Source organism: Massilia timonae CCUG 45783 (assembly GCF_000315425.1).
Classification (GTDB): Bacteria; Pseudomonadota; Gammaproteobacteria; order Burkholderiales; family Burkholderiaceae_D; genus Telluria; species Telluria timonae.
In genome coordinates, this window is the sequence record NZ_JH992922.1 from 6,376 (window position 1) to 28,544 (window position 22,169).

At 65.2% G+C, this 22,169-nt stretch carries 19 protein-coding genes; 3 read left to right on the top strand and 16 right to left on the bottom strand.

Going from position 1 to position 22,169, the window contains the following annotated elements; all coding sequences use genetic code 11:
- From HMPREF9710_RS00030 to HMPREF9710_RS00060, 8 genes are all read right to left on the bottom strand, one after another.
- Positions 1-457 (bottom strand): type IV pilus assembly protein FimV (locus tag HMPREF9710_RS00030; protein WP_040774802.1); only part of this gene is annotated, 457 nt, incomplete at its 3' end.
- A gap of 222 nt (positions 458-679) precedes the next feature.
- Positions 680-1,807 (bottom strand): aspartate-semialdehyde dehydrogenase, encoded by a 1,128-nt coding sequence (asd, locus tag HMPREF9710_RS00035; protein WP_081589881.1) that lies wholly within the window; start codon positions 1,805-1,807, stop codon positions 680-682.
- A 26-nt stretch (positions 1,808-1,833) separates the two neighbouring features.
- Positions 1,834-2,904, bottom strand: coding sequence for a 3-isopropylmalate dehydrogenase (gene leuB, locus HMPREF9710_RS00040; protein ID WP_005662695.1), 1,071 nt, complete (start codon positions 2,902-2,904; stop codon positions 1,834-1,836).
- Between the two features lie 14 nt (positions 2,905-2,918).
- Positions 2,919-3,566 carry a 3-isopropylmalate dehydratase small subunit gene (leuD, locus tag HMPREF9710_RS00045; protein WP_005662696.1) on the bottom strand — a complete coding sequence of 216 codons (648 nt, stop codon included), beginning with the start codon at positions 3,564-3,566 and terminating at the stop codon, positions 2,919-2,921.
- 8 nt (positions 3,567-3,574) lie between these two features.
- Positions 3,575-3,697, bottom strand: coding sequence for an entericidin A/B family lipoprotein (locus HMPREF9710_RS26835; protein WP_005662697.1), 123 nt, complete (start codon positions 3,695-3,697; stop codon positions 3,575-3,577).
- A gap of 43 nt (positions 3,698-3,740) precedes the next feature.
- The gene (gene leuC / locus HMPREF9710_RS00050; protein ID WP_005662698.1) at positions 3,741-5,141 is read right to left on the bottom strand and encodes a 3-isopropylmalate dehydratase large subunit; all 1,401 of its coding nucleotides are present in this window, start codon (positions 5,139-5,141) and stop codon (positions 3,741-3,743) included.
- A 248-nt stretch (positions 5,142-5,389) separates the two neighbouring features.
- Positions 5,390-7,288, bottom strand: a complete 1,899-nt coding sequence (locus tag HMPREF9710_RS00055) for a chemotaxis protein CheA (protein WP_005662699.1) — start codon at positions 7,286-7,288, stop codon at positions 5,390-5,392.
- On the bottom strand, positions 7,288-8,154 hold the full coding sequence (locus tag HMPREF9710_RS00060) for a protein phosphatase CheZ (RefSeq protein ID WP_005662700.1): 867 nt from the start codon (positions 8,152-8,154) through the stop codon (positions 7,288-7,290). The genes HMPREF9710_RS00055 and HMPREF9710_RS00060 overlap by 1 nt, the downstream gene beginning before the upstream one ends.
- Positions 8,155-8,532: 378 nt before the next feature.
- Here HMPREF9710_RS00060 and HMPREF9710_RS00065 point away from each other — a divergent pair, with 378 nt between their 5' ends.
- From HMPREF9710_RS00065 to HMPREF9710_RS00075, 3 genes are all read left to right on the top strand, one after another.
- The gene (locus tag HMPREF9710_RS00065) at positions 8,533-9,000 is read left to right on the top strand and encodes a universal stress protein (protein WP_005662701.1); all 468 of its coding nucleotides are present in this window, start codon (positions 8,533-8,535) and stop codon (positions 8,998-9,000) included.
- 90 nt (positions 9,001-9,090) lie between these two features.
- The gene (locus HMPREF9710_RS00070) at positions 9,091-9,735 is read left to right on the top strand and encodes a response regulator (RefSeq protein WP_005662702.1); all 645 of its coding nucleotides are present in this window, start codon (positions 9,091-9,093) and stop codon (positions 9,733-9,735) included.
- A 421-nt stretch (positions 9,736-10,156) separates the two neighbouring features.
- On the top strand, positions 10,157-10,951 hold the full coding sequence (locus HMPREF9710_RS00075; RefSeq protein ID WP_040774805.1) for a Crp/Fnr family transcriptional regulator: 795 nt from the start codon (positions 10,157-10,159) through the stop codon (positions 10,949-10,951).
- Between the two features lie 65 nt (positions 10,952-11,016).
- Here HMPREF9710_RS00075 and HMPREF9710_RS00080 read toward each other — a convergent pair whose 3' ends face one another.
- The 8 genes from HMPREF9710_RS00080 to ahpC form a co-directional block, all read right to left on the bottom strand.
- Positions 11,017-11,772, bottom strand: a complete 756-nt coding sequence (locus HMPREF9710_RS00080) for a hypothetical protein (RefSeq protein WP_005662704.1) — start codon at positions 11,770-11,772, stop codon at positions 11,017-11,019.
- Between the two features lie 102 nt (positions 11,773-11,874).
- Entirely contained in the window at positions 11,875-12,525 is a 651-nt protein-coding gene (pdeM, locus tag HMPREF9710_RS00085; RefSeq protein WP_005662705.1) for a ligase-associated DNA damage response endonuclease PdeM, read from the bottom strand.
- Positions 12,522-14,993: a ligase-associated DNA damage response DEXH box helicase gene (locus HMPREF9710_RS00090; RefSeq protein ID WP_005662706.1), complete on the bottom strand. Its 2,472-nt coding sequence runs from the start codon at positions 14,991-14,993 to the stop codon at positions 12,522-12,524. The genes pdeM and HMPREF9710_RS00090 overlap by 4 nt, the downstream gene beginning before the upstream one ends.
- A complete protein-coding gene (locus HMPREF9710_RS00095) occupies positions 14,990-16,624 on the bottom strand; it encodes an ATP-dependent DNA ligase (RefSeq protein ID WP_005662707.1) in 1,635 nt (544 codons plus the stop codon). The genes HMPREF9710_RS00090 and HMPREF9710_RS00095 overlap by 4 nt, the downstream gene beginning before the upstream one ends.
- A complete protein-coding gene (locus tag HMPREF9710_RS00100; protein ID WP_040775306.1) occupies positions 16,617-17,654 on the bottom strand; it encodes a ligase-associated DNA damage response exonuclease in 1,038 nt (345 codons plus the stop codon). Before HMPREF9710_RS00100 ends, HMPREF9710_RS00095 begins: the two co-directional genes overlap by 8 nt.
- 9 nt (positions 17,655-17,663) lie before the next feature.
- Complete coding sequence (locus tag HMPREF9710_RS00105) at positions 17,664-19,376, bottom strand: RecQ family ATP-dependent DNA helicase (RefSeq protein ID WP_005662709.1); 1,713 nt, start codon at positions 19,374-19,376, stop codon at positions 17,664-17,666.
- 460 nt (positions 19,377-19,836) lie between these two features.
- A complete protein-coding gene (ahpF, locus tag HMPREF9710_RS00110) occupies positions 19,837-21,405 on the bottom strand; it encodes an alkyl hydroperoxide reductase subunit F (protein WP_005662711.1) in 1,569 nt (522 codons plus the stop codon).
- Between the two features lie 103 nt (positions 21,406-21,508).
- Complete coding sequence (gene ahpC, locus HMPREF9710_RS00115) at positions 21,509-22,072, bottom strand: alkyl hydroperoxide reductase subunit C (RefSeq protein WP_005662712.1); 564 nt, start codon at positions 22,070-22,072, stop codon at positions 21,509-21,511.
- Positions 22,073-22,169 lie beyond the last annotated feature (97 nt).

Sequence of the window (22,169 nt, forward strand, 5' to 3'; positions counted from 1 at the left end):
GCGGCGCGGCGGGCCGGCTCTGCGGCGCCGCCGCCACCTGGGCCGGCTGGGTCGTGCGCAGCTCGGCCGGGTCGAGCAGGAAGGTGTATTCGCGCACCAGGCGGCCGTTATTCCAGGTCAGCTCCAGCAGCATGTCGACGAAGGGCTCGTTGAGCGGCTGGGTCGAGCTGACCCGGATCACCTGGCGTCCGCCGCGCTCTTCGACCGCGAAGCGCAGCGACAGCAGGGCCGGGTTGAATTCGATGTTCGCGGCGCGGAAGGCTTCGGGCGAAGCCAGCTTGACCGCCATGCTTGCCGGGTCTTCGCCGGCGCCGGCCGTCAGCTCGATCTCGGCGCGCAGCGGCTGGCCAAGCGCCGACAGCACCGTCAATTTCCCCAGCCCGGCTGCGTTGGCGGCGGAAGTCAGGAACACTGCACTGGCGACGGCGGCGGTGATCGATTTCAGCGCGGTTGCCACGAGCGGAGATTGGTGCGAAGAATGCATAGTTAGCAGCGGAATGAGTTGGCCGAGGGAAAGGCGGTTTCCCGGAGTCTCAACATAACATCATGCTCTGGAGCACGCAAGGTCTCGACGCACCCGGACGACCGGAGTATGCGCCTTCTGTAAAACAAATGCCCCGCTAGCGGGGCATTCGATACTCGGATTGCATGTCAGTTGCCATCAAGGCAACAGGAAAGATTATCGCTCGAGCACGATGCGCAGCATGCGGCGCAGCGGTTCGGCGGCGCCCCACAGCAGCTGGTCGCCGACCGTGAAGGCCGACAGGTAGTTGTCGCCCATCGACATCTTGCGCAGGCGGCCGACCGGGATGCCCAGGCCGCCGGTGACGGCTGCCGGCGACAGGTCGCGCATCGACGCTTCGCGGGTGTTCGGCACTACCTTCACCCACCCGTTGTGCTGCGCGATGATGTCGTTGATCTCGTCCAGCGGCACATCCTTGGTGAGCTTGATGGTCAATGCCTGCGAGTGGCAGCGCATCGCGCCGATGCGCACGCACAGGCCGTCGACCGGGATTGCCTTGGTGTCGAAGCCCGCGCCGCGGCCCAGGATCTTGTTGGTCTCGGCGCCCGCCTTCCACTCTTCTTTCGACTGGCCGTTGCCCAGGTCCTTGTCGATCCACGGGATCAGGTTGCCGGCCAGCGGCACGCCGAACTGCTTCGTCTCGTCGGCCGAGAGACCATGCTGGGTCGCCAGCACGGTGCGGTCGATCTCGAGAATGGCCGAGGCCGGATCGTCGAGCAGCGACTTCACCGAATTGTTGATCGTGCCGAACTGGGTCAGCAGTTCGCGCATGTGCTGGGCGCCGCCGCCCGATGCCGCCTGATAGGTCATGGAGGTCATCCACTCGACCAGGCCCTGCTCGAACAGGCCGCCCAAGCCGATCAGCATGCACGACACGGTGCAGTTGCCGCCGATGTAGTTTTTCACGCCTTTCGCCAGCGCGGCGTCGATCACGCTGCGATTGACCGGATCCAGCACGATGACGGCGTCATCGTTCATGCGCAAGGTCGACGCGGCGTCGATCCAGTAGCCGTTCCAGCCGGCCGCGCGCAGTTGCGGGAACACCTCGCTCGTATAGTCGCCACCCTGGCAGGAGATGATGATCTCGCATTTCGACAGTTCAGTAATGTCGGTCGCGCTTTTCAGGGTGGTTTCGTTTTTCGCCATCTTCGGCGCGGCGCCGCCCGGATTCGAGGTGGTGAAGAACACCGGCTCGATGTGGTCGAAATCGCCTTCCTCTTGCATGCGCTGCATGAGGACCGAGCCGACCATGCCGCGCCAACCTACCAGACCAACTAATTTCATCATCTTCTTTCAGGGTTAACTAAACGTTATGCGAGCGCCGCGACCACCGCGTTGCCCATCTCTTCGGTGCCCACTTTCGTGGAACCTGCTTCGAAAATATCCGGCGTACGCAGCCCTTGTGCCAGTACGCGCTTGACGGCGTTCTCGATGCGGTCCGCCTGGTCGAGCAGGCCGAGCGAGAAGCGAAGCATCATCGCCGCCGACAGGATCGTCGCCAATGGATTGGCCACGCCCTGCCCCGCGATGTCGGGCGCCGAGCCGTGCGACGGTTCGTACAGGCCCTTGTTGTTGGCGTCGAGCGAGGCCGACGGCAGCATGCCGATCGAACCGGTGAGCATCGCCGCGGCATCCGACAGGATATCGCCGAACATATTACCAGTAACGATGACATCGAACTTTTTCGGGGCGCGAACGAGCTGCATGGCCGCGTTATCGACATACATGTGTTCGAGCGCGACGTCCTGGTATTCCTGGTGCACCTCGGTGACGATGTCGCGCCAGAACTGGAAGGTTTCCAGCACATTGGCCTTGTCGACGCTGGTCACGCGCTTGTCGCGCTTGCGGGCGGCCTGGAAGGCGACGTGGGCGATGCGGCGGATCTCGCCTTCGGCGTAGCGCATGGTGTCGAAGCCTTCGCGCTGGCCCTTGAATGGACCGTCCGGGCACTCGCGCACGCCGCGCGGCTTGCCGAAATAAATGTCGCCCGTCAGTTCGCGGATGATCAGGATGTCGAGGCCAGAGACGACTTCGGGCTTCAGGGTCGAGGCGCCGGCCAGTTCCGGATACAGGATCGCCGGACGCAGGTTGGCGAACAGGTTCAACTCGCGGCGCAGGCCGAGGATGGCCTGTTCCGGACGCAGCGCGCGCTCGAGCGTGTCGTACTTGTAGTCGCCGACGGCGCCGAACAGCACCGCATCGGCCTGTTTCGCCAGCTTCAGGGTGCCTTCCGGCAGCGGATGGCCGTGGGCCGCATAGCCGGCGCCGCCGACTTCCGCGCTTTCCATCTCGAACGATTCGCCGAGGGCGTTCAATACCTTCACTGCTTGCGCGGTGATCTCCGGGCCGATGCCGTCACCCGGCAGGATCGCGATTTTCATTCAGCTGCTTTCTATCAGATGGTGTTGGCGAGCCACGGCTGGGCCGCGACGTGGCGCTGCTCGAAGGCGCGGATCTCGTCGGCATGGCGCAGGGTCAGGCCGATGTCGTCCAGGCCGTTGAGCAGGCAGTACTTACGGAACTCGTCGATGGCGAAAGCGAACGACAGGCTGCCGTCCTGGGTGCCGATCAGCTGCTGCTCCAGGTCGATCACGAGCTGGAAACCTTCATTGCTTTCCACCGCCTGGAACAGCGCCTCGACTTCTTCTTCGGAGAGCGCGATCGGCAGCAGGCCGATCTTGAAGCAGTTGTTGAAGAAGATGTCGGCGAAGCTCGGCGCGACCACGGCGCGGAAACCATACTGCTGCAGCGCCCACGGCGCGTGCTCGCGCGAGGAACCGCAGCCGAAGTTCTTGCGCGCCAGCAGGATCGAGGCGCCGGCGTAGCGCGGCTGGTTCAGCACGAAGTCCGGGTTGACCGGACGCGTGCTGCAATCCTGGCCCGGCTCGCCGTGGTCCAGGTAGCGCCACTCGTCGAACAGGTTCGGGCCGAAGCCGGTGCGGCGGATCGATTTCAGGAACTGCTTCGGGATGATGGCGTCGGTATCGACATTGGCGCGGTCGAGCGGCGCCACCAGGCCCTGGTGTACGGTGAATTTATCCATCTGAACGCTTACTTTCCGCCGGCGCTGGTGACGACCTGGCCCACTTTCGACACGTCGCGGCCAATGCCCGAGATGGTGTTGCAGCCGGCCAGCAGAACAGTGATGAGGGACAGTGCGAGTGCTTTTTTCATGATCTTCCTGTTACTTGATATACGGTCGTGTCCGGTTAACGCATCAGAGCGCGCGCACGTCGACAAAGCGGCCGGCGATGCCCGCCGCCGCCGCCATCGCTGGCGACACCAGGTGGGTGCGTCCGCCCTGGCCCTGGCGGCCTTCGAAGTTGCGGTTCGAGGTCGAGGCGCAGCGCTCGCCCGGCTCCAGGCGGTCGGCGTTCATCGCCAGGCACATCGAGCAGCCCGGCTCGCGCCATTCGAAGCCGGCATCGACGAAGATGCGGTCCAGCCCTTCGCGCTCGGCCTGCTCCTTGACCAGGCCCGAACCCGGCACCACCATGGCCAGCTTGACGTTCGGCGCGCGGTGCCGGCCGCGCACCACCTCGGCGGCGGCGCGCAGGTCTTCGATGCGCGAATTGGTGCACGAGCCGATGAATACCTTGTCGATCGCGATGGCGTCGATCGGTGTGTTCGGCGCCAGGTCCATATAGGCCAGCGCCTTTTCGATGGCGCCGCGGCGCACCGGGTCGGGCTCACTTTGTGGATCGGGCACGCGGCCGTCGATCGCGGTGACCATCTCGGGCGAGGTGCCCCAGGTGACCTGCGGCCGGATGTCCTTGGCGTCGAGTTCGACCACGGTGTCGAACACCGCGCCCTCGTCCGTGTGCAGGGTGCGCCAGTAGGCGACGGCCTGGCTCCACTGCTCGCCCTTGGGCGAGAACGGACGGTCCTTGACGTAGGCGATCGTGGTGTCGTCGACCGCCACCATGCCGGCGCGCGCGCCCGCTTCGATCGCCATATTACAGACCGTCATGCGGCCTTCCATCGACAGCGCGCGGATGGTCGAACCGCCGAATTCGATGGCGTAACCGGTGCCGCCGGCCGTGCCGATCCTGCCGATCACGGCCAGCACGATGTCCTTGGCGGTCACGCCGGGATTGAGTTCGCCCTCGACCTTGACCAGCATCGATTTCGATTTCTTGGCCAGCAGGGTCTGCGTGGCCAGCACGTGCTCGACTTCCGAGGTGCCGATGCCGTGCGCCAGGCAGCCGAAGGCGCCGTGGGTCGAGGTATGCGAATCGCCGCAGACGACGGTCATGCCCGGCAGGGTCGCGCCCTGCTCCGGCCCGATCACGTGCACGATGCCCTGGCGCTTGTCGTTCATGTCGAAGTACGTGAGGCCGAACGCTTTGGTGTTGGCGTCGAGCGTCTCGACCTGCAGGCGCGAGGTCGGATCCGCGATGCCCTGGGCGCGGTCGGTGGTCGGCACGTTGTGGTCGGCCACGGCCAGGTTCGCGGACACGCGCCATAGTCCACGCCCCGCCTCGCGCAGGCCGTCGAAGGCTTGCGGGCTGGTGACTTCGTGCACCAGGTGGCGGTCGATATAGAGGACTGTGGTGCCATCGGCGTCGGCACGCACGACATGGGAATCCCAGAGTTTGTCGTAGAGCGTTTTTTGCATGGTCGATCCAGTGTTGCGGTGAAGTGAAGCGCGGCCCGCCATCGTGCGACAGGCGGGACGGTTTTCGATTATGCCATAGTTGTGCAGTGCCGCACCAAGGCGGGGCAGCGCCAGTTTATGCCAACGACCTTACCACGCAGCAAATAATATTTGCAAGGGGTTTGCTGGATGCAAATAAAAAAAGCCTGTGTCGAGGACACAGGCTTTTGTCTGCGCTTTTGGCGCGGATCGCGATATTGCGAATTACCTCAGGCTGCGAGCCTGACGCTGCTGCGGCAGCCATCCATCAGGAACGACAGGCCAACGACCAGCACCAGCTCGCCCTCGGCCGAGCGCGCGGTGCCGGTGATGCCTTCGACCGTCAGCGCGGTCATCGGCTTGATCACCAGGTCGGCGGTGCCGTCCACCGCTTCCATCGCCAGGATGTAAGGCTGCGGCGCGTTGATGACGATGCCGACCTTCTCGGAAGCGGCCTCGTAGCCCAGCGCCAGCGCCAGCGAACGCACCGGCAGCGGGCGGCCCTGGTCCTTCAGCACCGGGGCGCCGCCGACGCAGGCGAAATCGTCCGGCAGCTCGACCACGCGCTCGACGACGGCCATCGGCAGCGCCAGTTGCGCGCCCGAGGTCGACACCAGCATGGTCGGCACGATCGACAGCTCGATCGGCAGGCGGATCGCGAAGCGCGTGCCCTTGCCCAGCGAGGATTCGATACGGATCGCGCCGCGGTTCTTCTCGACCGCGGTCTTGACCACGTCCATGCCCACGCCGCGGCCCGACACCGAGGAAGCCACTTCCTTGGTCGAGAAGCCCGGCAGGAACACGAGCTGGTAGGCGTCTTCGTCGCTCTGGGCGCCGTTCTCGCCGATCAGGCCCTTGTCGACCGCCTTCTTGCGCAGCTTGACCGGATCCATGCCCTTGCCGTCGTCCTGCAGCACGATCATGACGCTGTTGGCCTCTTGCCAGGCTTTCAGCAGGATGAAGGCCTTGGCCGGCTTGCCGGCGGCGACGCGTTCCTCGGGCGATTCGACGCCGTGGTCGAGCGCGTTACGCAGCATGTGCACCAGCGGATCGTACAGGCTGTCCACCACCACGCGGTCGACTTCGGTCTCGGCGCCTTCGATGGTCAGCTCGACGTCCTTGCCCAGGTCTTTCGCCAGCTCGCGCACGAGGCGCGGGAATTTCTGGAACAGGCGGCCCACCGGCTGCATGCGGGTCGCCAGCGTGGCGCGCTGCAGCTCGGCCGAGTAGCGCGAGGCGCGCTCCAGGGTTTCGGTGAGCGTGGCGATCAGCACGGCAGCCTGGCCTTCGAACTTGAACTGCTGCAGGCGTTCCAGCAGCACGGCGGCCTGGTTGGCGGCCTGCACCGACTCGCCTGCCACTTCGAGCAGCGCGTCGAGCTTGACCGCGTCGATACGGATGCTTTCGTCCTTGGCCGGCGCGGCGGCGGCGGGCTTGGTGTCGGTGCGGCGCTCGACGCCGTCCCAATTCTTGGCGGGCGCGGCAGCGGCAGGGGCGGCAACCGGGGCGGCGACGGCAACCGCGGCAGCAGCGGGGGCGGCAGCAGGGACAGCCGCGGTTGCGGCGCTTGCATCGATCGCGTTCGCGGCCGGGACCACGGCGTTGTACATGCCGGTCCAGTCCAGGCCATCCTCGCCGGCGGCAGCGGGCGCAACCGGAGTGGCCTGGGCAACCTCGGCCGCCACCGCGACGACCGGCGCCGGCGCAGCTGCGGGCGCCGGCGCGGCAGCCGCCGGGGCGCTGTCCTTGCCTTCGATCGCATCCATCAGGATGCGTTCGAGGTCGCCCGGCATCTGCGCCAGGCCTTCCGGCGGCGTGCCGTTGTTCAGGTCGCCCAGCTGGTCGGCCACGAAGCCCGACGCCTGCAGCGCGGCCTCGACCGCGAGCGGCGTCACCGGCGCGGCGCCGGTGCGCAGCGCGTCGAACAGGTTCTCGGTCAGGTGGCAGGCCGCGACCAGCGCGGGCAGGCCCATGAAGCCAGCGCCGCCCTTGATCGTGTGGAACGACCGGAACACCGCGTTCAGCGTTTCCTTGTTATCGGGGTCGCGTTCGAGGCGCAGCAGGTGCTCTTCTACGTTTACCGCCAGATCCATCGCCTCGACGACGAAATCCTTCAGCATATCGTCCATTAGAATCCCAGATCGGCAAGAAGATCGTCAACACTATCCTGGTTCAGCGCCGCTTCGGGCACCGACGGGCCTTGCATCAGCGGCGCGGGAGCTGCTGGCTGTTCCTTCTTGGCCAGCTTTTCCTTGATGTCCGGAGGCGCATTGTCGCGCAGCAGCTGGGCCAGTTCGCTCTCGACGGTCTGCGTGATCTTGACCACCTTCTTGATCAGCTGGCCGGTGATGTCCTGGAAGTCCTGGGCCATCATGATCTCGAGCAGGCGCGCGCGCTCGGCTTCGGTCGCTTCGTTGACGAGCGCGGCGAACTGGCGCGAATCGCCGGCCAGGGCCTTGAATTCGTCCAGGCTCAGCTTGCCCTCGAACAGGTCGGCCCAGCGGGTTTCCATGTCCTTGGCCTGCTTTTGCAGCTTGTCTTGCGCCGGCATGCCCTCGTCCAGGGTGTTGAGCACCTTGTTGGCGGCCTGTTCGGTCAGCGTGGCGACGTATTCCAGCCGGTCCTGGGCATCGACGATCTGCGACGACGCCTCGGTCAGCGCCTTGTCGTAGCCCAGCTCGCGCAGCGAGTCGTGCAGCAGGCGGACGATGCCGCCCAGGCGTTCGAACATGCCGTGTTCCTGGCCATCTTCGGCATGGGTGCCGGTCGCTGGCGCAGCGGCCGGCGCCACGGTGGCGACGGCGGCAGTGGCGGCCACGGCGGCGGCGGCCGGCGCGGCGGTGGCGGAAACCTGATCGAACAGGGATTCCAGGTCGTCCTCGTCATTGCTGGCCGCGGCTGGGGCCGGCTCGGCCGCAGGACCGGGCGGTGCGCTGGTGCGCTGCGCCGCCACTTCCTCGAATAGTGCGTCGAAATCGTCAGCGGCGTCGGTCATAATCCCTGCTTCTCCATAATGTATAAATGTGCAATCAGCTCTGCAATCCGGGGGTTCTGCTGCATCCACCGGGCCGGTTCGGCCGTAAAAAGTGCGGTGGAGTAATTGAAGCGAGTGTAGCAGTGTGGTTGCCGTAGGTAAATCTCAGAGAAGGCAATGCAACAAAATGGACAGGGAAACTTAATTCCGCGACAATTAAAACCGGGTGTTCCTGATGCTTTTCATAAGCATGGTGTTGTATTTTGTAATCGTAGGTCGGTTTTCCCGTCGCAGCGCAGCAGTGTTTGTTCATTTGATAGACCTCAACTGTTTGCGTCTCAGAAATCGCCATCCTGCACTGAGTCGTCAGAATGGGCGTGGCAAGGAGGAGGAAACATCATGTACCGCAAGATCCTGATCACCACCGACGGTTCGGCCGTGTCGCAGCACACCGCCTGCGCCGGCGTCAAATTCGCGCAGCAGATGGGCGCCGAGGTGCTGGCCCTGTTCGTCGCTCCCGAGTACCAGTACCCCGTCTACGTCGAGATCATCCCGCCCTCCTATCCCAGCGAAGAGGATTACATCGCCCAGATGCGGCGCATGGGCGAGGAATACATGGGCAAGATCACGCGCTCCTGCGCCGGCGCCAATCTCCAGTACCAATGCATGACGGCGTTTTCCGATTCGGCGGCGCTCAAGATCGTCGACGTCGCCGAGCAGGAAGGCTGCGACCTGATCTTCATGGGCTCGCACGGCCGCAGCGGCTGGAACCAGCTGCTGCTGGGCAGCGTCACCAACAAGGTGTTGTCGCATACGACCAAGCCGGTGCTGGTGCACCGCCTGATCGCCGAGCCGGCGGCTTCCTGACCCCGCCGCCCACGCGCTCTTGTATTTACAGCTACAATAGTTTTTTTGCTGATCAGGGTAGGAAACCGCTTCAGGCTCGAGGAAACGATAATGGTAAGAATCGTCATCGCCGATGACCACACGATCATGCGCGAAGGCCTCAAGCGCATCCTGGACGGCGCCGAGGAAGTCGACATCGTGGGCGAAGCCACCAATGGCTTCGAAGTCTTGTCGCTGGTACGCCAGGGCGGTTTCGACCTGCTGCTGCTCGACCTGTCCATGCCCGGCCGCAGCGGCGTCGACCTGATCCGGCAGGTGCGCAGCGAAGCGCCCAAGCTGGCCATCCTGATCCTGACCATGCACGAAGAAGAGCAGTACGCGGTGCGCGCGATCCGGGCCGGCGCCCAGGGCTATCTCACCAAGGAAAGCGCCGGCACGCAGCTGGTGGGGGCGATCCGCAAGGTCGCCTCGGGACGCCCGTACATCAGTACCGAAGTGGCCGAACAACTGGCGCTGAACATCATGGCGCCAAGCGAACAGTTGTTGCACAAGCAGTTGTCGGACCGCGAATTCGAGGTATTCTCGCTGCTGGTCAGCGGCAAGTCGATTACCGAGATCGCCAACGGCCTGCACCTGTCGGTGAAAACCGTCAGCACCCACAAGACCCGCATCATGCAGAAAATGGGCATGAGTTCGCTGTCCGAAATGGTGCAATATGCCGTCGCACACCGCCTGTTGTCGCCACTGAAGGCGTGACTCGCTGATTTCCTTTGACCGCCGCGCGTGGTTTTCGTGCGGCGCGCGCCTCTTTTCGCAGGCTGGCGCCGACACCCGGACACACCCCATCTGTTTCTGTTGTGCCACCTTCCGTCATTCGGGCGGCGTTCCTGGTAGTAGGAGTATTCCTACAACCGCACCATCTGTCCTACCTACATATTCAGGCAACGCTGATATTCGTGCCGGACTCGTGTTGGCATACTGAATTCAGCGTTTCGACTTGCTTGCGATCCAAGTCACGGCGTCAGCCATATAAAACCATGGCATGGCAGACGCGCTTTCCGCACGCTGCCGTGCCGCCGGGGTCGCGTGAAACCTGAGTTCCTTACCGGAGATGAGCATGCAGTCCCAGCCACCGTCAGATCAACGCAACGTTACCCAGCCTACCCTGCATTCCCCGATGGAAGCCGGACGCCAGCGCCAGGGTCGCCTCTGGTCCAACCTGAAAGAAGTGTGCGACCTGCTCCGTATTCCAGCCAGCGTGTCGGTGAGCTCCGAAGAATTATTGTTCCAGCACGTGCAGTTCAAGACGGGCCAGCGCGTGCACACGATCGGCCAGGCCTTCGACACCCTGTACATCGTCAACTCGGGCTTCCTCAAGACGGTGCTGATCGACGAATTCGGCAACGAACAGGTGCTGAGCTTCCCCATGAAGGGCGATATGCTCGGCGTCGACGGCATCCACACGCGCCACTACGCCTCCGAGGCCGTGGCGCTGTCCGACTGCGACCTGATCCTGCTGCCGTTCAAGAAACTGACCGCACTGGGTCGCGTCCACAGCGAGCTCGAGAACATGATGTACGGCGTGATGAGCCGCGAACTCGTGCGCGAGCAGACCATGATCGGCATGCTCGGCGCCCTGTCGGCCGAGGCGCGCGTGGCCCGCTTCCTGGTCTCGCTGGCCGACCGCTTCGCCGCGATGGGTTATTCCAGCAAGCTGTTCAACCTGCGCATGACGCGCCACGAGATCGGCAGCTACCTCGGCCTCACGCTCGAGACCGTCAGCCGCACCCTGTCGGCCTTCAACGAAATCGGCCTGATCACCGTCGACCAGCGCACCATCGGCATCAAGGATGCCGAATCGCTCAAGACGCTGCGCCGCCTGCCGCCCTCGCGTTCGCGCACCAAGGGCAGCGCCAAGCAGAAGGCCGAGCTCGACCAGCCCGGTGACGACCAGGTGCTGGCCACCGTCTGACTATCCCTCATCGAGCCAACGACGATGCCCGCCCGCCAAGGCGGGCATTTTCATTGCCGCCTGCCTTACTCCTTGTCGAGCGACAGCACCCCGTCATTGACACGCACCCGGTCGCCCTTGCGGTAGCCCGGGTTGTTGTCGTATTCGATCGCCTGCGTCGCTTCCGTGGTGTCGAAGCGAACGGTTACCCTGTAACGCTGGGCGGCCTGCACGTCGCTGGCCAGTGGCCGCGCTGCCCCGGTTGCCTCACGTACGATCTCGACCTTCTCGACGACCGCGCAACTGGTGCAGTAGCGCGCCACGCGCGGACGCTCGGTCGTGCGCGGCGGTGGCGGTGGCGCGGCGCCCGGTGCCGCGCTGGCGACGCCGGCCTCCTTCGAGGCCAGTTGCCGCGCGGGTTCTTGCGCCTGCGCCGAGGCCGCCGCGCCGCTCACCAGGCCGTCGCGCAGCACGGTGGTGGCGACCTGGCTGCCCAGCCGCATTTCGGCGGTTACCGGGCTGTTCGGCTGGAAGCGGTCGTGGTTGCCGATCACATAGCTGCCGCTGTACTGGCCGGGATCGGTTTCCTGCATCTGGACGCCGCGGGTGGCGCCATCGATGGTCACGTTCACCGATGCGTTCCGGGTGCCGTAGACATGGAAGTGCAAGGCGGCGCCCTGCTCCAGGCGCGCGACCTTCTCGACGTGGAAGCCTTCGATGGCGGGCGTCACGGTGCGGCCGGGCGGCGCGGTCTGCGCCAGGGCCGTGCTGCTCGTCGCCAGCAGCATGCCGGCCGGCGCCAGGGCAGCCACCAGCGAACACATCAGGATGCGTTTTTTCATGGCAATCTCCTTCGGTTGGCAGACGGCATTACACCGCCTTCAGTTCCAGGAGACAGTACCTGTACGAAAGAGCCAGGTCCGTACGGTTACGAACCAATAGCCTCAGCGCACGGCGTGGACCGCATCGCCCGACGTCACGTAGATGCGGTCGCCCGGCCCCGGCTTGACCGCGTGGCCGCCGGTAAACGCGCCGAAGGACGGCAAGATCAGTCCCTGCTCGCCGACCACGAAACATGGCAGGCGCAGCGCATCGAAGCGGGTCGCCAGCACATACACCGGGTGCACGTGGCCGGCCAGGCCATAGCCGGGCGCGTCGACGCCGGGATGGTGGCAGAAGGCGAACGGCCCGATCGCATGCGGCTCGTCCACCAGCGCGATTCCCAGCGCCGCCGCCGGGTCGCCCGCATGCAGGTCGTGGTTGCCGCGCACCAGCATCAAGCCGAGATCCGGATGGCGCTGGCGCCAGGCCAGCATCGCCAGCTGGGTCGAGCTGGTGTGCGCGGCGCGCGCATGCAAGAAGTCGCCCAGGAAGGCCACCTGGCGCGCGCCGTGGGTGGCCACCAGGGCGTCGAGGCCGGCCAGGTTTTCCGAGGTCGTGCCGCGCGGCACCGGCACCCCGAGCGAACGGAAGGCGGCCGCCTTGCCGAAGTGGATGTCGGCGATGATCAGCATCCGTTCGCGCGGCCAATAGATCGCCTTCTCCGGCAACAGCAGGAGCGATTCGCCGGCCACCTGCACCATCGCGCCGCTCATGCCGCCGCCTTCTCGAGTTCGCGCAGCATGCGCGCCACGCGGTCATTGAGCTTCTCGGTGCTGACCTTTTCGCGGAAGCGCTCGACCATCAGGGCGAAACCGAACGGCGTCGCGCGCTTCACCTCGCGATAGGCGATCCTTCGCGCGTGCAGCTCGGCCAGCGTGTCGCGCAGGCGCGTCAGTTCGAGTTCCTGCTCCATCACCTCGCGCTCGGCCTGGGTGAGCAGCAGGTTGCCGGCATCGTGCTTGCGAAACACCTCGAAGAACAGCGAGGACGAGGCCTGCAGCTGGCGGTTCGACTTCGGCTGGCCCGGATAGCCTGAGAACACCAGGCCGGCGATGCGCGCCACCTCGCGAAAGCGCTGCTGCGACAGCTGGGTCGCGTTCAGGCTGTCGATCACGTCTTCCAGCAGGCGCGCCGTATCGAACAGGTCCACGCCGGCGCCGGTCGGCGCGTCGAACATGCGCGCCCAGTCGACCGGTTCGGGCGCCATCAGCTCGAAGCCGTAGTCGTTGATGGCGATCGAGAACGTGATCGGCTGCGCGCGGCCGACCCGAAAGGCGATCAGCGACGCCAGGCCCATGTGCACCGAACGGCCCGCGAACGGATACACGAACAGGTGGTAACCCTCGCGGCTCTTCATCGACTCGAGCACCAGCACCTCGCTCGTGGGCAGCGCCGACCAGCGCTGCTGGATGGCGATGAGCGGCTCGATGGCGCGCATCTCGGGGCCGTCGAACACGCCCCCGTCGGCCAGGCGCAGCTCTTCCAGCGCGGCGTGGGCCAGCTCGTTCGACATCGGCATCTTGGCGCCCTGCCAGCGCGCGATGGCGCCGCGGCTGCCGCTGGCGCGTTTCACGAAGGCGGTCAGCTCGTGCACGCGCACGAATTCCAGGATGCGCCCGCCGAACAGGAAGCGGTCGCCGGGCTTGAGGCGCGAGATGAAGGATTCCTCCACGCTGCCGATGCGCCCGCCGCTCATGTACTTTACCTGGATCGTGGCGTCCGACATGATGGTGCCGATGCCCATCCGGTGCCGGCGGCCGATGGCGCTGTCGGGCACGCGGTAGACGCCCTCGTGGTCCGGCAGCACGCGGCGGTATTCGGGATACACGGTCAGGCTCTGGCCGCCGCGCGCGACGAAGTCGAGCGCCCACTGCCATTCTTCCTCGGTCAGGTGGCGGTAGGACCAGGCCCGGCGCACCTCTTCATACAACTCTGCGGAGCGAAAGCCGCCGCCCAGCGCCACCGTCACCAGGTGCTGCACCAGCACGTCGAACGGTTTATTCGGCACGTAACGGCCTTCGATGCGGCGCGCCGCCACCGCCTTCTTCGCGCCGGCCGCCTCCAGCAATTCCAGGCTGTTGGTCGGCACCAGGGTCACGCGCGAGACCCGGCCCGGCGCATGGCCGCTGCGGCCGGCGCGCTGCAGCAGGCGCGCCACGCCCTTGGCGCTGCCGATCTGCAGCACGCGCTCGACCGGCAGGAAATCCACGCCCAGGTCCAGGCTGGCGGTGCAGATCACCGCCTTCAGGATGCCGTTCTTGAGGCCCAGCTCGACCCACTCGCGCACCTCGCGGTCGAGCGAGCCGTGGTGCAGCGCGATCACGCCGGCCCAGTCGGGCCGCGCCTCCAGGATGTTCTGGTACCAGATCTCGGCCTGCGAGCGGGTATTGGTGAACACCAGCGTCGCCTCGTGCCCCTCGATCTCGTCGATCACCGGTTGCAGCATCTGCAGGCCCAGGTGGCCGCCCCAGGGAAAGCGCGAGACGTTCTCGGGGATCAGGCAGTCGACCACGATCTTCTTGCGCGTATCGCCTTCGACCAGGACACCCGCGTCCGCTCCTTCCTCGCCTCCCAGCAGCACCTGGCGCGCGAGGTCGAGATTGCCCATCGTCGCCGACACGCCCCATACCAGCAGTTCGGGACGCCAGCGCCGCAGCCTGGCCAGCGCCAGCTGCACCTGCACGCCGCGCTTGCTGCCCATCAGCTCATGCCACTCGTCGACGATGACCATGTCGAGATGGCGGAACTGTTCATGGGCGGCGGCATTGCTGATCATGAGCGACAGGCTCTCGGGCGTCGTCACCAGGGCCGCCGGCATGCTGCGCGTCTGGCGCGCCCGCTCGGCCGACTTGGTGTCGCCGGTGCGCGCGCCGATGCGCCACTCGGGCAGCAGCTCGGCGGCGGAGTCTTCCAGCGCGCGCTGGGTATCGGCCGCCAGCGCGCGCATCGGCGTGATCCACAGCACGCGCAAGCCCGCCCTGGCCCTTCCCGTGTCGAGCCCGGCGCGTTGCAGCGCCGCGAACCAGACCGCGAAGGTCTTGCCGGCGCCGGTATTCGCATGCAGCAGGCCCGATTCGCCCTTCAGCGCGGCCTTCCACACCGCGCGCTGGAAGGGAAAGGCGGTCCAGCCGCGGCTGGACAACCAGGCGTCGATGCGGGCGCTGACAGGGTTACGGCTCATGCGGTGGCCGCCTCCAGCAAGCCCTTGAGCGTGTCGAGCGTATCGGCTTCTTCCACCGGCTTGTCAAGACGCCGGCGCAGGATGCGCGGAAAGCGCACCGCGATCCCCGCCTTGTGGCGCGGCGACAGCGCAATGCCCTCGAAGCCGATCTCGAACACCATGGTCGGCTTGACCGAGCGCACCGGGCCGAATTTCTCGATGGTCGTGCGCCGGATCGTGTTGTCGACCTGGGCGATCTCGGCGTCGGTCAGGCCCGAATAGGCTTTCGCGAACGGCACCAGCTTGCGCTCGGCGCCTTCGCCATCCCACACGGCGAAGGTGTAGTCGGTGTAGAGCGAGGCGCGCCGGCCGCTGCCCGGCTGGGCGTACAGCAGCACGGCGTCGATGGCGTAGGGGTCGATCTTCCACTTCCACCAGGTGCCGACATCCTTGGTGCGGCCGACGCCATAGTGGGCCGTGCGGCTCTTGAGCATCATGCCTTCGACGCCGCGCGCGCGCGAGCCGGCGCGCAGCGTCGCCAGCGCTTCCCAGCTGTCGGCGCGGACCAGCGGCGACAGGCGCAGCTGCGGCTGGTCGAGCTTCGCCACCTCCACTTCGAGCAGCGCGCGCCGCTCGTGCTGCGGCAGGCCGCGCAGGTCGACGCCGTCGAGCTCCAGCAGGTCGTAGCAGCACAGCACGGCCGGCAGCTCACCCAGCAACTTGGCGGACAAGGTCTTGCGCCCGATGCGCTTCTGCAGGTCGGCGAAGGGCGACGGCATGTCGCACCCCGGCTGCCAGATCAGCACCTCGCCGTCGAGCACCATCCCGTCGGGCAGGCGCGCCGCCGCCAGCTCGGGAAAGCGTTCGGTGATCAGGTCTTCGCCGCGCGACCATAGAAAGCTCTGGCCGTCGCGCCGCACCAGTTGCGCGCGGATGCCGTCGTACTTCCACTCCACCAGCCAGTCATCCAGCTCGCCCAGGGTGGCCGGGTCGCCATTCAGTTGGTGCGACAGGAAGAAGGGATACGGCTGGCCGCCGCGTAGCTTGTGTTCCTCGTCCGACTGTTCGGCGATCAGTTGCAGGAAGCCTGTCGCTATGGGTTTCACGCGGCCGTCGGTCCAGCCCATCAGGCGCTGGGCAATCAATTTGCTGTCGACCGCCGCGATCGCCGCCAGCGCGCGCGTGACCAGCAGCTTCGAGACGCCGACGCGGAAGCCCCCGCCGATCAGTTTCACCAGCAGGAAGCGCTCGCGCCAATCCAGCTCGTTCCAGTAGGTGAACAGCGCTTCGCGGATGCGGCCCGGATCGGCGCCGCGCAAGGGCCCGATGCGCTGCTCCATCCACTCGGCCAGGCCGACGTCCGAACGCTCAGTCGGCGGCGGCAGGATGTGGGCGATGGTTTCGGCGAAATCGCCCACCGCGTGGTAGGACTCATCGAACAGCCATTCGTCCAGGCCCGCGTACTCGATCGCGAACTGGCGCAGCAGCTTGGTCGGCACCGCCTGGCGCGGTTTGCCGCCGGCCAGGAAGTAGACAGCCCAGGCCGCGTTCTCGGGCGCGGCATTGGCGAAATAGCCCTGCAGCGCGTCGAGCTTGCGGGTGGTCGACGTGGTTTCGTCGAGGTCGGCGTACAGGCGGGCGAATTCACGCATCGGCTGCTCCTGCTGCCGGCGGCGATGGCTTCTCCACTGCGTCGTCCTCTTCCTCGTCGCCATATTCGGTTTCGAAGCCCGACGCATCCAGCCCGTTCTGGCACAGCCAGCGCACCAGGATCGGGATCGAGCCGTGGGTGACGATCACGCGTTCGGCCTCGGTCGACTTGATGGCGCTCATCAGGCCTGGCCAGTCGGCGTGGTCGGACAGCACGAAGCCACGGTCGACGCCGCGCCGGCGCCGCGCGCCGCGCAGCAGCATCCAGCCGCTCGCGAAGGAATCGCTGTAGTCGCCGAAGCGCTTCATCCACGGCGAGCCGCTGGCGGACGGCGGCGCCACCACCAGCGCGCGCCGCAGCGCCGCCTTGTCGACGTCGCTCACCATCACGGTCGGCGGAATCTCGACGCCTTCCGCGCGGTAGGCGCGGTTGAGCGGCTCGACCGAGCCGTGGCAGACGATGGGACCGATCGATGGATCGAGCCCGGCCAGGATGCGCTGCGCCTTGCCGAAGGAATAGGCGAACACCACGCTGCAGCGGCCCTCCTCGGCGTTCTTGCGCCACCAGGCATTGATCTCGTCCATCACCTGCTGCTCCGGCTGCCAGCGGTAGATCGGCAGGCCGAAGGTCGATTCGGTGATGAAGGTGTCGCAGCGCACCGGCTCGAACGGCGCGCAGGTCTTGTCCGGTTCGACCTTGTAGTCGCCCGACGCCACCCAGACCTCGCCGCCGCACTCCATGCGCACCTGGGCGGAACCAAGCACATGGCCGGCCGGGTGCAGCGAGATCGTCACGCCGTTATGGGTGACTTTCTGGCCATAGTCGAGCGCATCGACCGAGATATCGCCCAGGCGCGACTTGAGCACACCGATCCCGGGCGCCGCCGCCAGGTAGTGGCCGTGGCCGACGCGCGCGTGGTCGCCGTGGGCGTGCGTGATGACGGCGCGCGCCACCGGCCGCCACGGGTCGATATAGAAATCCCCCGGCACGCAGTACAGCCCCTCCTTGCGGACGACGACCATGTCTCCCATCGGCATCCCTTAGGCTTCCACCTGTTCGAGAAAGTCAGCCATGAAGCTGCGGCTTTCCCCGTCCGCAAAGTCCACCGTCACCTGCTCGCCGGCGATGGCGACCACCACCCCTTCGCCATACTTGGCCGACCGGGCGCGCGCGCCGACCTCGAATCTGGGCTTGACCGGCTCAGGCGCAGGCTCGCGATCGAACTCATCGTCGCGGATGACGATGTCCTCGGTCAGGCTCATGGCCGGCGGGTTCAGGCAGTTATCGCACTTGCAGCATTTCTCGAAACCGGGCGCCTGGTCGCCGAAGTAATCGAGCAGCAGCTTCCAGCGGCAAAAGCCGCTCACCGCGTAGCTCACCATCTGGTCCAGCGCTTCCTTGTCGCGCTCCTGCTTCTGGACATACACCTGGGCCAGGCGCGCATACACGCCAGGGCGCGGCTCGGCCGCGCTGGGCAGGTATTCCAGCTTGCGGTTCTGGCGCACCAGCTTGGCGTCCTTGAGCAGCTTGAGGCAGACCTTGATATTCGACTCGGCGATGTCTTCCAGCGCCTGTTCGAGACGGCGGCCCGTCACGGGGCCGTCCTCGTGCAGGGTGCGCACGGTCTCGTGCACCAGCTGCAGCTCTTGCGCATCCGGATAGTGCTTGACCAGGAAGAACTGCTGGATGCGCTTGTCGTCCTGCAGGAACAGCAGGGTGCACTCGGCGTCCAGGCCGTCGCGGCCGGCGCGGCCCGATTCCTGGTAATAGGATTCGAGGTTGGCCGGGATCTGCAGGTGGATCACGAAGCGGGTATCGCTCTTGTCGATGCCCATGCCGAAGGCATTGGTGGCCACCATCACGCGCCGCTCGCCCTCCATGAACAGGTCCTGGTTCATCTTTCGCTCGGCTGCCGACAGCTTGCCGTGGTAGAGCGTAACCGATTCGCCGGCTTCTTCGAGCACGGCCAGCATCTCCTCGGCCACCTTGACGGTGGCGGCGTACACGATGCCGACGCCTGGCGTCTGCTGCACCAGGCGCAGCGCCTCCTGGTATTTCTCCCTGGCGCTGGTGACTTGCCGCACGCGGTAATGCAGGTTGGGCCGGTAGATGCCGGTATTGATCACGTTCAGCTTGCGGCCCAGCTGCTTGCCGATGTCGGCGATCACCTCGTCGGTGGCGGTGGCCGTGAGCGCCAGCACCGGCGGGCGGCCGATCGCCTCGATCGCGGCGGCCAGGCCAATATAGGCCGGGCGGAAGTCGTGGCCCCATTGCGAGATGCAGTGCGCCTCGTCGATCACGACGATGTCGAGCGTGACCTTGCGCAGCACGTCGATGAATTCGGGCGAGACCAGGCGTTCCGGCGTGCAGAACACGATTTCGCAGGATTCGCTGGCGATCGCCTCGAGCGCCGCGTGTTCTTCTTCGGCGCACAGGCTGCTGTTGACCTGGACCGAGCGGATGCCGATCTCTTCCAGCTTCTCGAGCTGGTCCTTCATGAGGGAGATGAGTGGGGAAACAACGACCGTGATCCCCTCCAGCATCTTGGCCGGGATCTGGTAGCACAGCGACTTGCCGCCGCCGGTAGGCATGATGGCCAGGGTGTCCTTGCCGTCGAGCACGCTGTCGATCACGCGCTGCTGGCCTTCGCGCAGCTGCGCGATGCCGAACACGGCGTTCAGGAGGCGTCGGATGGTATTGCGGCGCACGGCGAGCAGGCCGCGGTGCATGAGGGTGGGATCGTGTCGGGTCATGATGACGCCGACTTTATTAGTACGGCGACAACTCGACTATAGGACGCCACCTACTTCAAGCGTAGGAGGTCAACTTTTGGCGGGGTCGTCACGTTATGGGTGTAGTGCCACGGCTACTTGTGTCAATTGTGCGACACAAATTCTCGACAAGGTTTAGTCCTACAACCCGACGGATATTTGACCGATGCCGGGTGTCCAGCTAGACATTTACTATTGTGACCATCATTCACCTATCCGCCATCTTCAGGAGAACCATCATGTCGCGCCGCCCTATGACCTGGACCGCAGTCCACCTGGCCCTTGCCAGCGCGGCCACCTGGTTCCTGCTGGAGTCCGGCGCGCTGTCGTCGGCCTTGCTGTTCTCGTTCCACTAATTCTCACTGCATAAAAAACGCCGCCTTCCCAAGGGAAGACGGCGTTCATTTCCTTGACATGGCGGGCCGCGTGGCCCGCCCGGTCATCAAGCAGCTTTCTGCTCTTCCTCTTCCACCGGCAGGCGGATCAGGTGGTCAAAAGCGGCCAGCGATGCCTTGGCGCCCTCGCCCACGGCGATCACGATCTGCTTGAACGGCACCGTGGTCACGTCGCCGGCGGCGAACACGCCCGGCAGCGAAGTGTGGCCGCGGGCATCGACTTCGATCTCGCCGTGCGCCGACAGGTCGATCGTACCCTTGAGCCATTCTGCGTTCGGCACCAGGCCGATCTGCACGAACACGCCTTCCAGGTCCAGCTTGTGCAGCTCACCGGTATTGCGGTCCTTGTAGCTCAGGCCATTGACGATCTTGCCGTCGCCGTGGATCTCGGTGGTCTGGGCCGACTTGATTACCTTGACGTTCGGCAGCGAGTAAAGCTTGCGCTGCAGGACCGCATCGGCGCGCAGTTCATTGCCGTATTCGATCAGGGTCACTTCCTTGACGATGCCCGCCAGGTCGATCGCCGCCTCGACGCCGGAGTTGCCGCCGCCGATCACCGACACGCGCTTGCCCTTGAACAGCGGGCCGTCGCAGTGCGGGCAGTACGCCACGCCGTGGTTCTTGTACTCTTTCTCGCCCGGCACGTTGATCTCGCGCCAGCGGGCGCCGGTCGCCACGATCACGGTCTTCGACTTGAGCACCGCGCCGCTCTCGGTATGCACCTCGATCATCTTGCCGCCCACCAGCTTGCTGGCGCGCTGGGTGTTCATGATGTCGACGTCATATTCCTTGACGTGTTCTTCCAGGGCGACAGCGAATTTCGGACCGTCGGTGGCCTTCAGCGACACGAAGTTCTCGATCGCGAGGGTGTCCAGCACCTGGCCGCCGAAGCGGTCGGCCAGCACGCCGGTACGGATGCCCTTGCGAGCTGCGTAGATCGCGGCTGCCGCGCCGGCGGGGCCGCCGCCGACGATCAGCACGTCGAATGGGTCTTTCTGGCTCAGTTCAGCAGCCTTGCGCTCACCGCCCTTGACGTCGATCTTCGACAGGATCTCTTCGACGTTGGTGCGGCCCTGGCCGAAATGCTGGCCGTTCAGGAACATCATCGGCACGGCCAGGATCTGCTTGTCTTCCACTTCCTTCTTGAAGACGCCGCCATCGATCGTCACGACCTTGATGCGCGGGTTGATGACCGACATCGTGTTCAGTGCCTGCACGACTTCCGGGCAGTTATGGCACGACAGCGAGATGTAGGTCTCGAAAACATAATCGCCGTCCAGGGCTGCGATCTGGTCGATGACGGCTTGTTCCAGCTTGATGGTGTGGCCGCCGACGTGCAGCAGGGCCAGCACCAGCGAGGTGAATTCGTGGCCCAGCGGAATGCCGGCGAAGCGCACGCCGATATCGGTGCCGACGCGGTTGATCGCGAACGACGGGGTGCGCTCGTTGGCTTCCTGACGCACGGTGATCTTGTCGGACAGGGCTGCGATCTCGTTCAGCAGCTCGTCCATTTCGCGCGATTTTGGCGAATCATCCAGCGATGCAACCAGCTCAATCGGCTGCACCACTTTTTCCAGATAGGCTTGCAACTGTTTCTTGAGGGTTGCGTCCAGCATGATGTTTTTCCTTTTGTTTATTTCACTTAACTTGCACAGACCGGGCGTGCAACGGGCCGCCGCAGCGGCCCGTTCACGGGTGCTACTTAACTACAGGTATTGCTTAGATCTTGCCGACCAGGTCCAGCGACGGGGTCAGGGTTTCTGCGCCTTCGGTCCACTTGGCTGGGCAGACTTCGCCTGGGTGCGAAGCGACGTACTGGGCTGCCTTGACTTTGCGCATCAGTTCCGAAGCGTCGCGGCCGATGCCGTTGTCGTGCACTTCCATGATCTTGATCTGGCCTTCCGGGTTGATCACGAAGGTGCCGCGCAGTGCCATGCCTTCTTCTTCGATCATGACTTCGAAGTTACGCGACAGGACGCCGGTTGGGTCGCCGATCAGCGGGTAGTTCACTTTCTTGATCGCGTCCGAGGTGTCGTGCCATGCCTTGTGAGCGAAGTGGCTGTCGGTCGAGACGCCGTACACATTGACGCCCAGCTTTTCGAATTCCGGCTGGAATGCGGCCAGATCTTCCAGTTCGGTTGGGCAGACGAAGGTGAAGTCTGCCGGGTAGAACATCACCACCGACCAGGTACCCTTGAAGTTCTCTTCGGTCAGGTCGATGAACTTGCCGTTGTGGTAAGCGGTTGCTTTGAACGGCTTGATCTGGGTGTTGATGAGGGACATGTAATCTCCTGTTTGGGGGTTGATGAAACGTATGACAAGCAGTTTACCGCCCCGCTCGTCGTTTGTGAAATTGATTGATTCGATACTCTTGATTGAT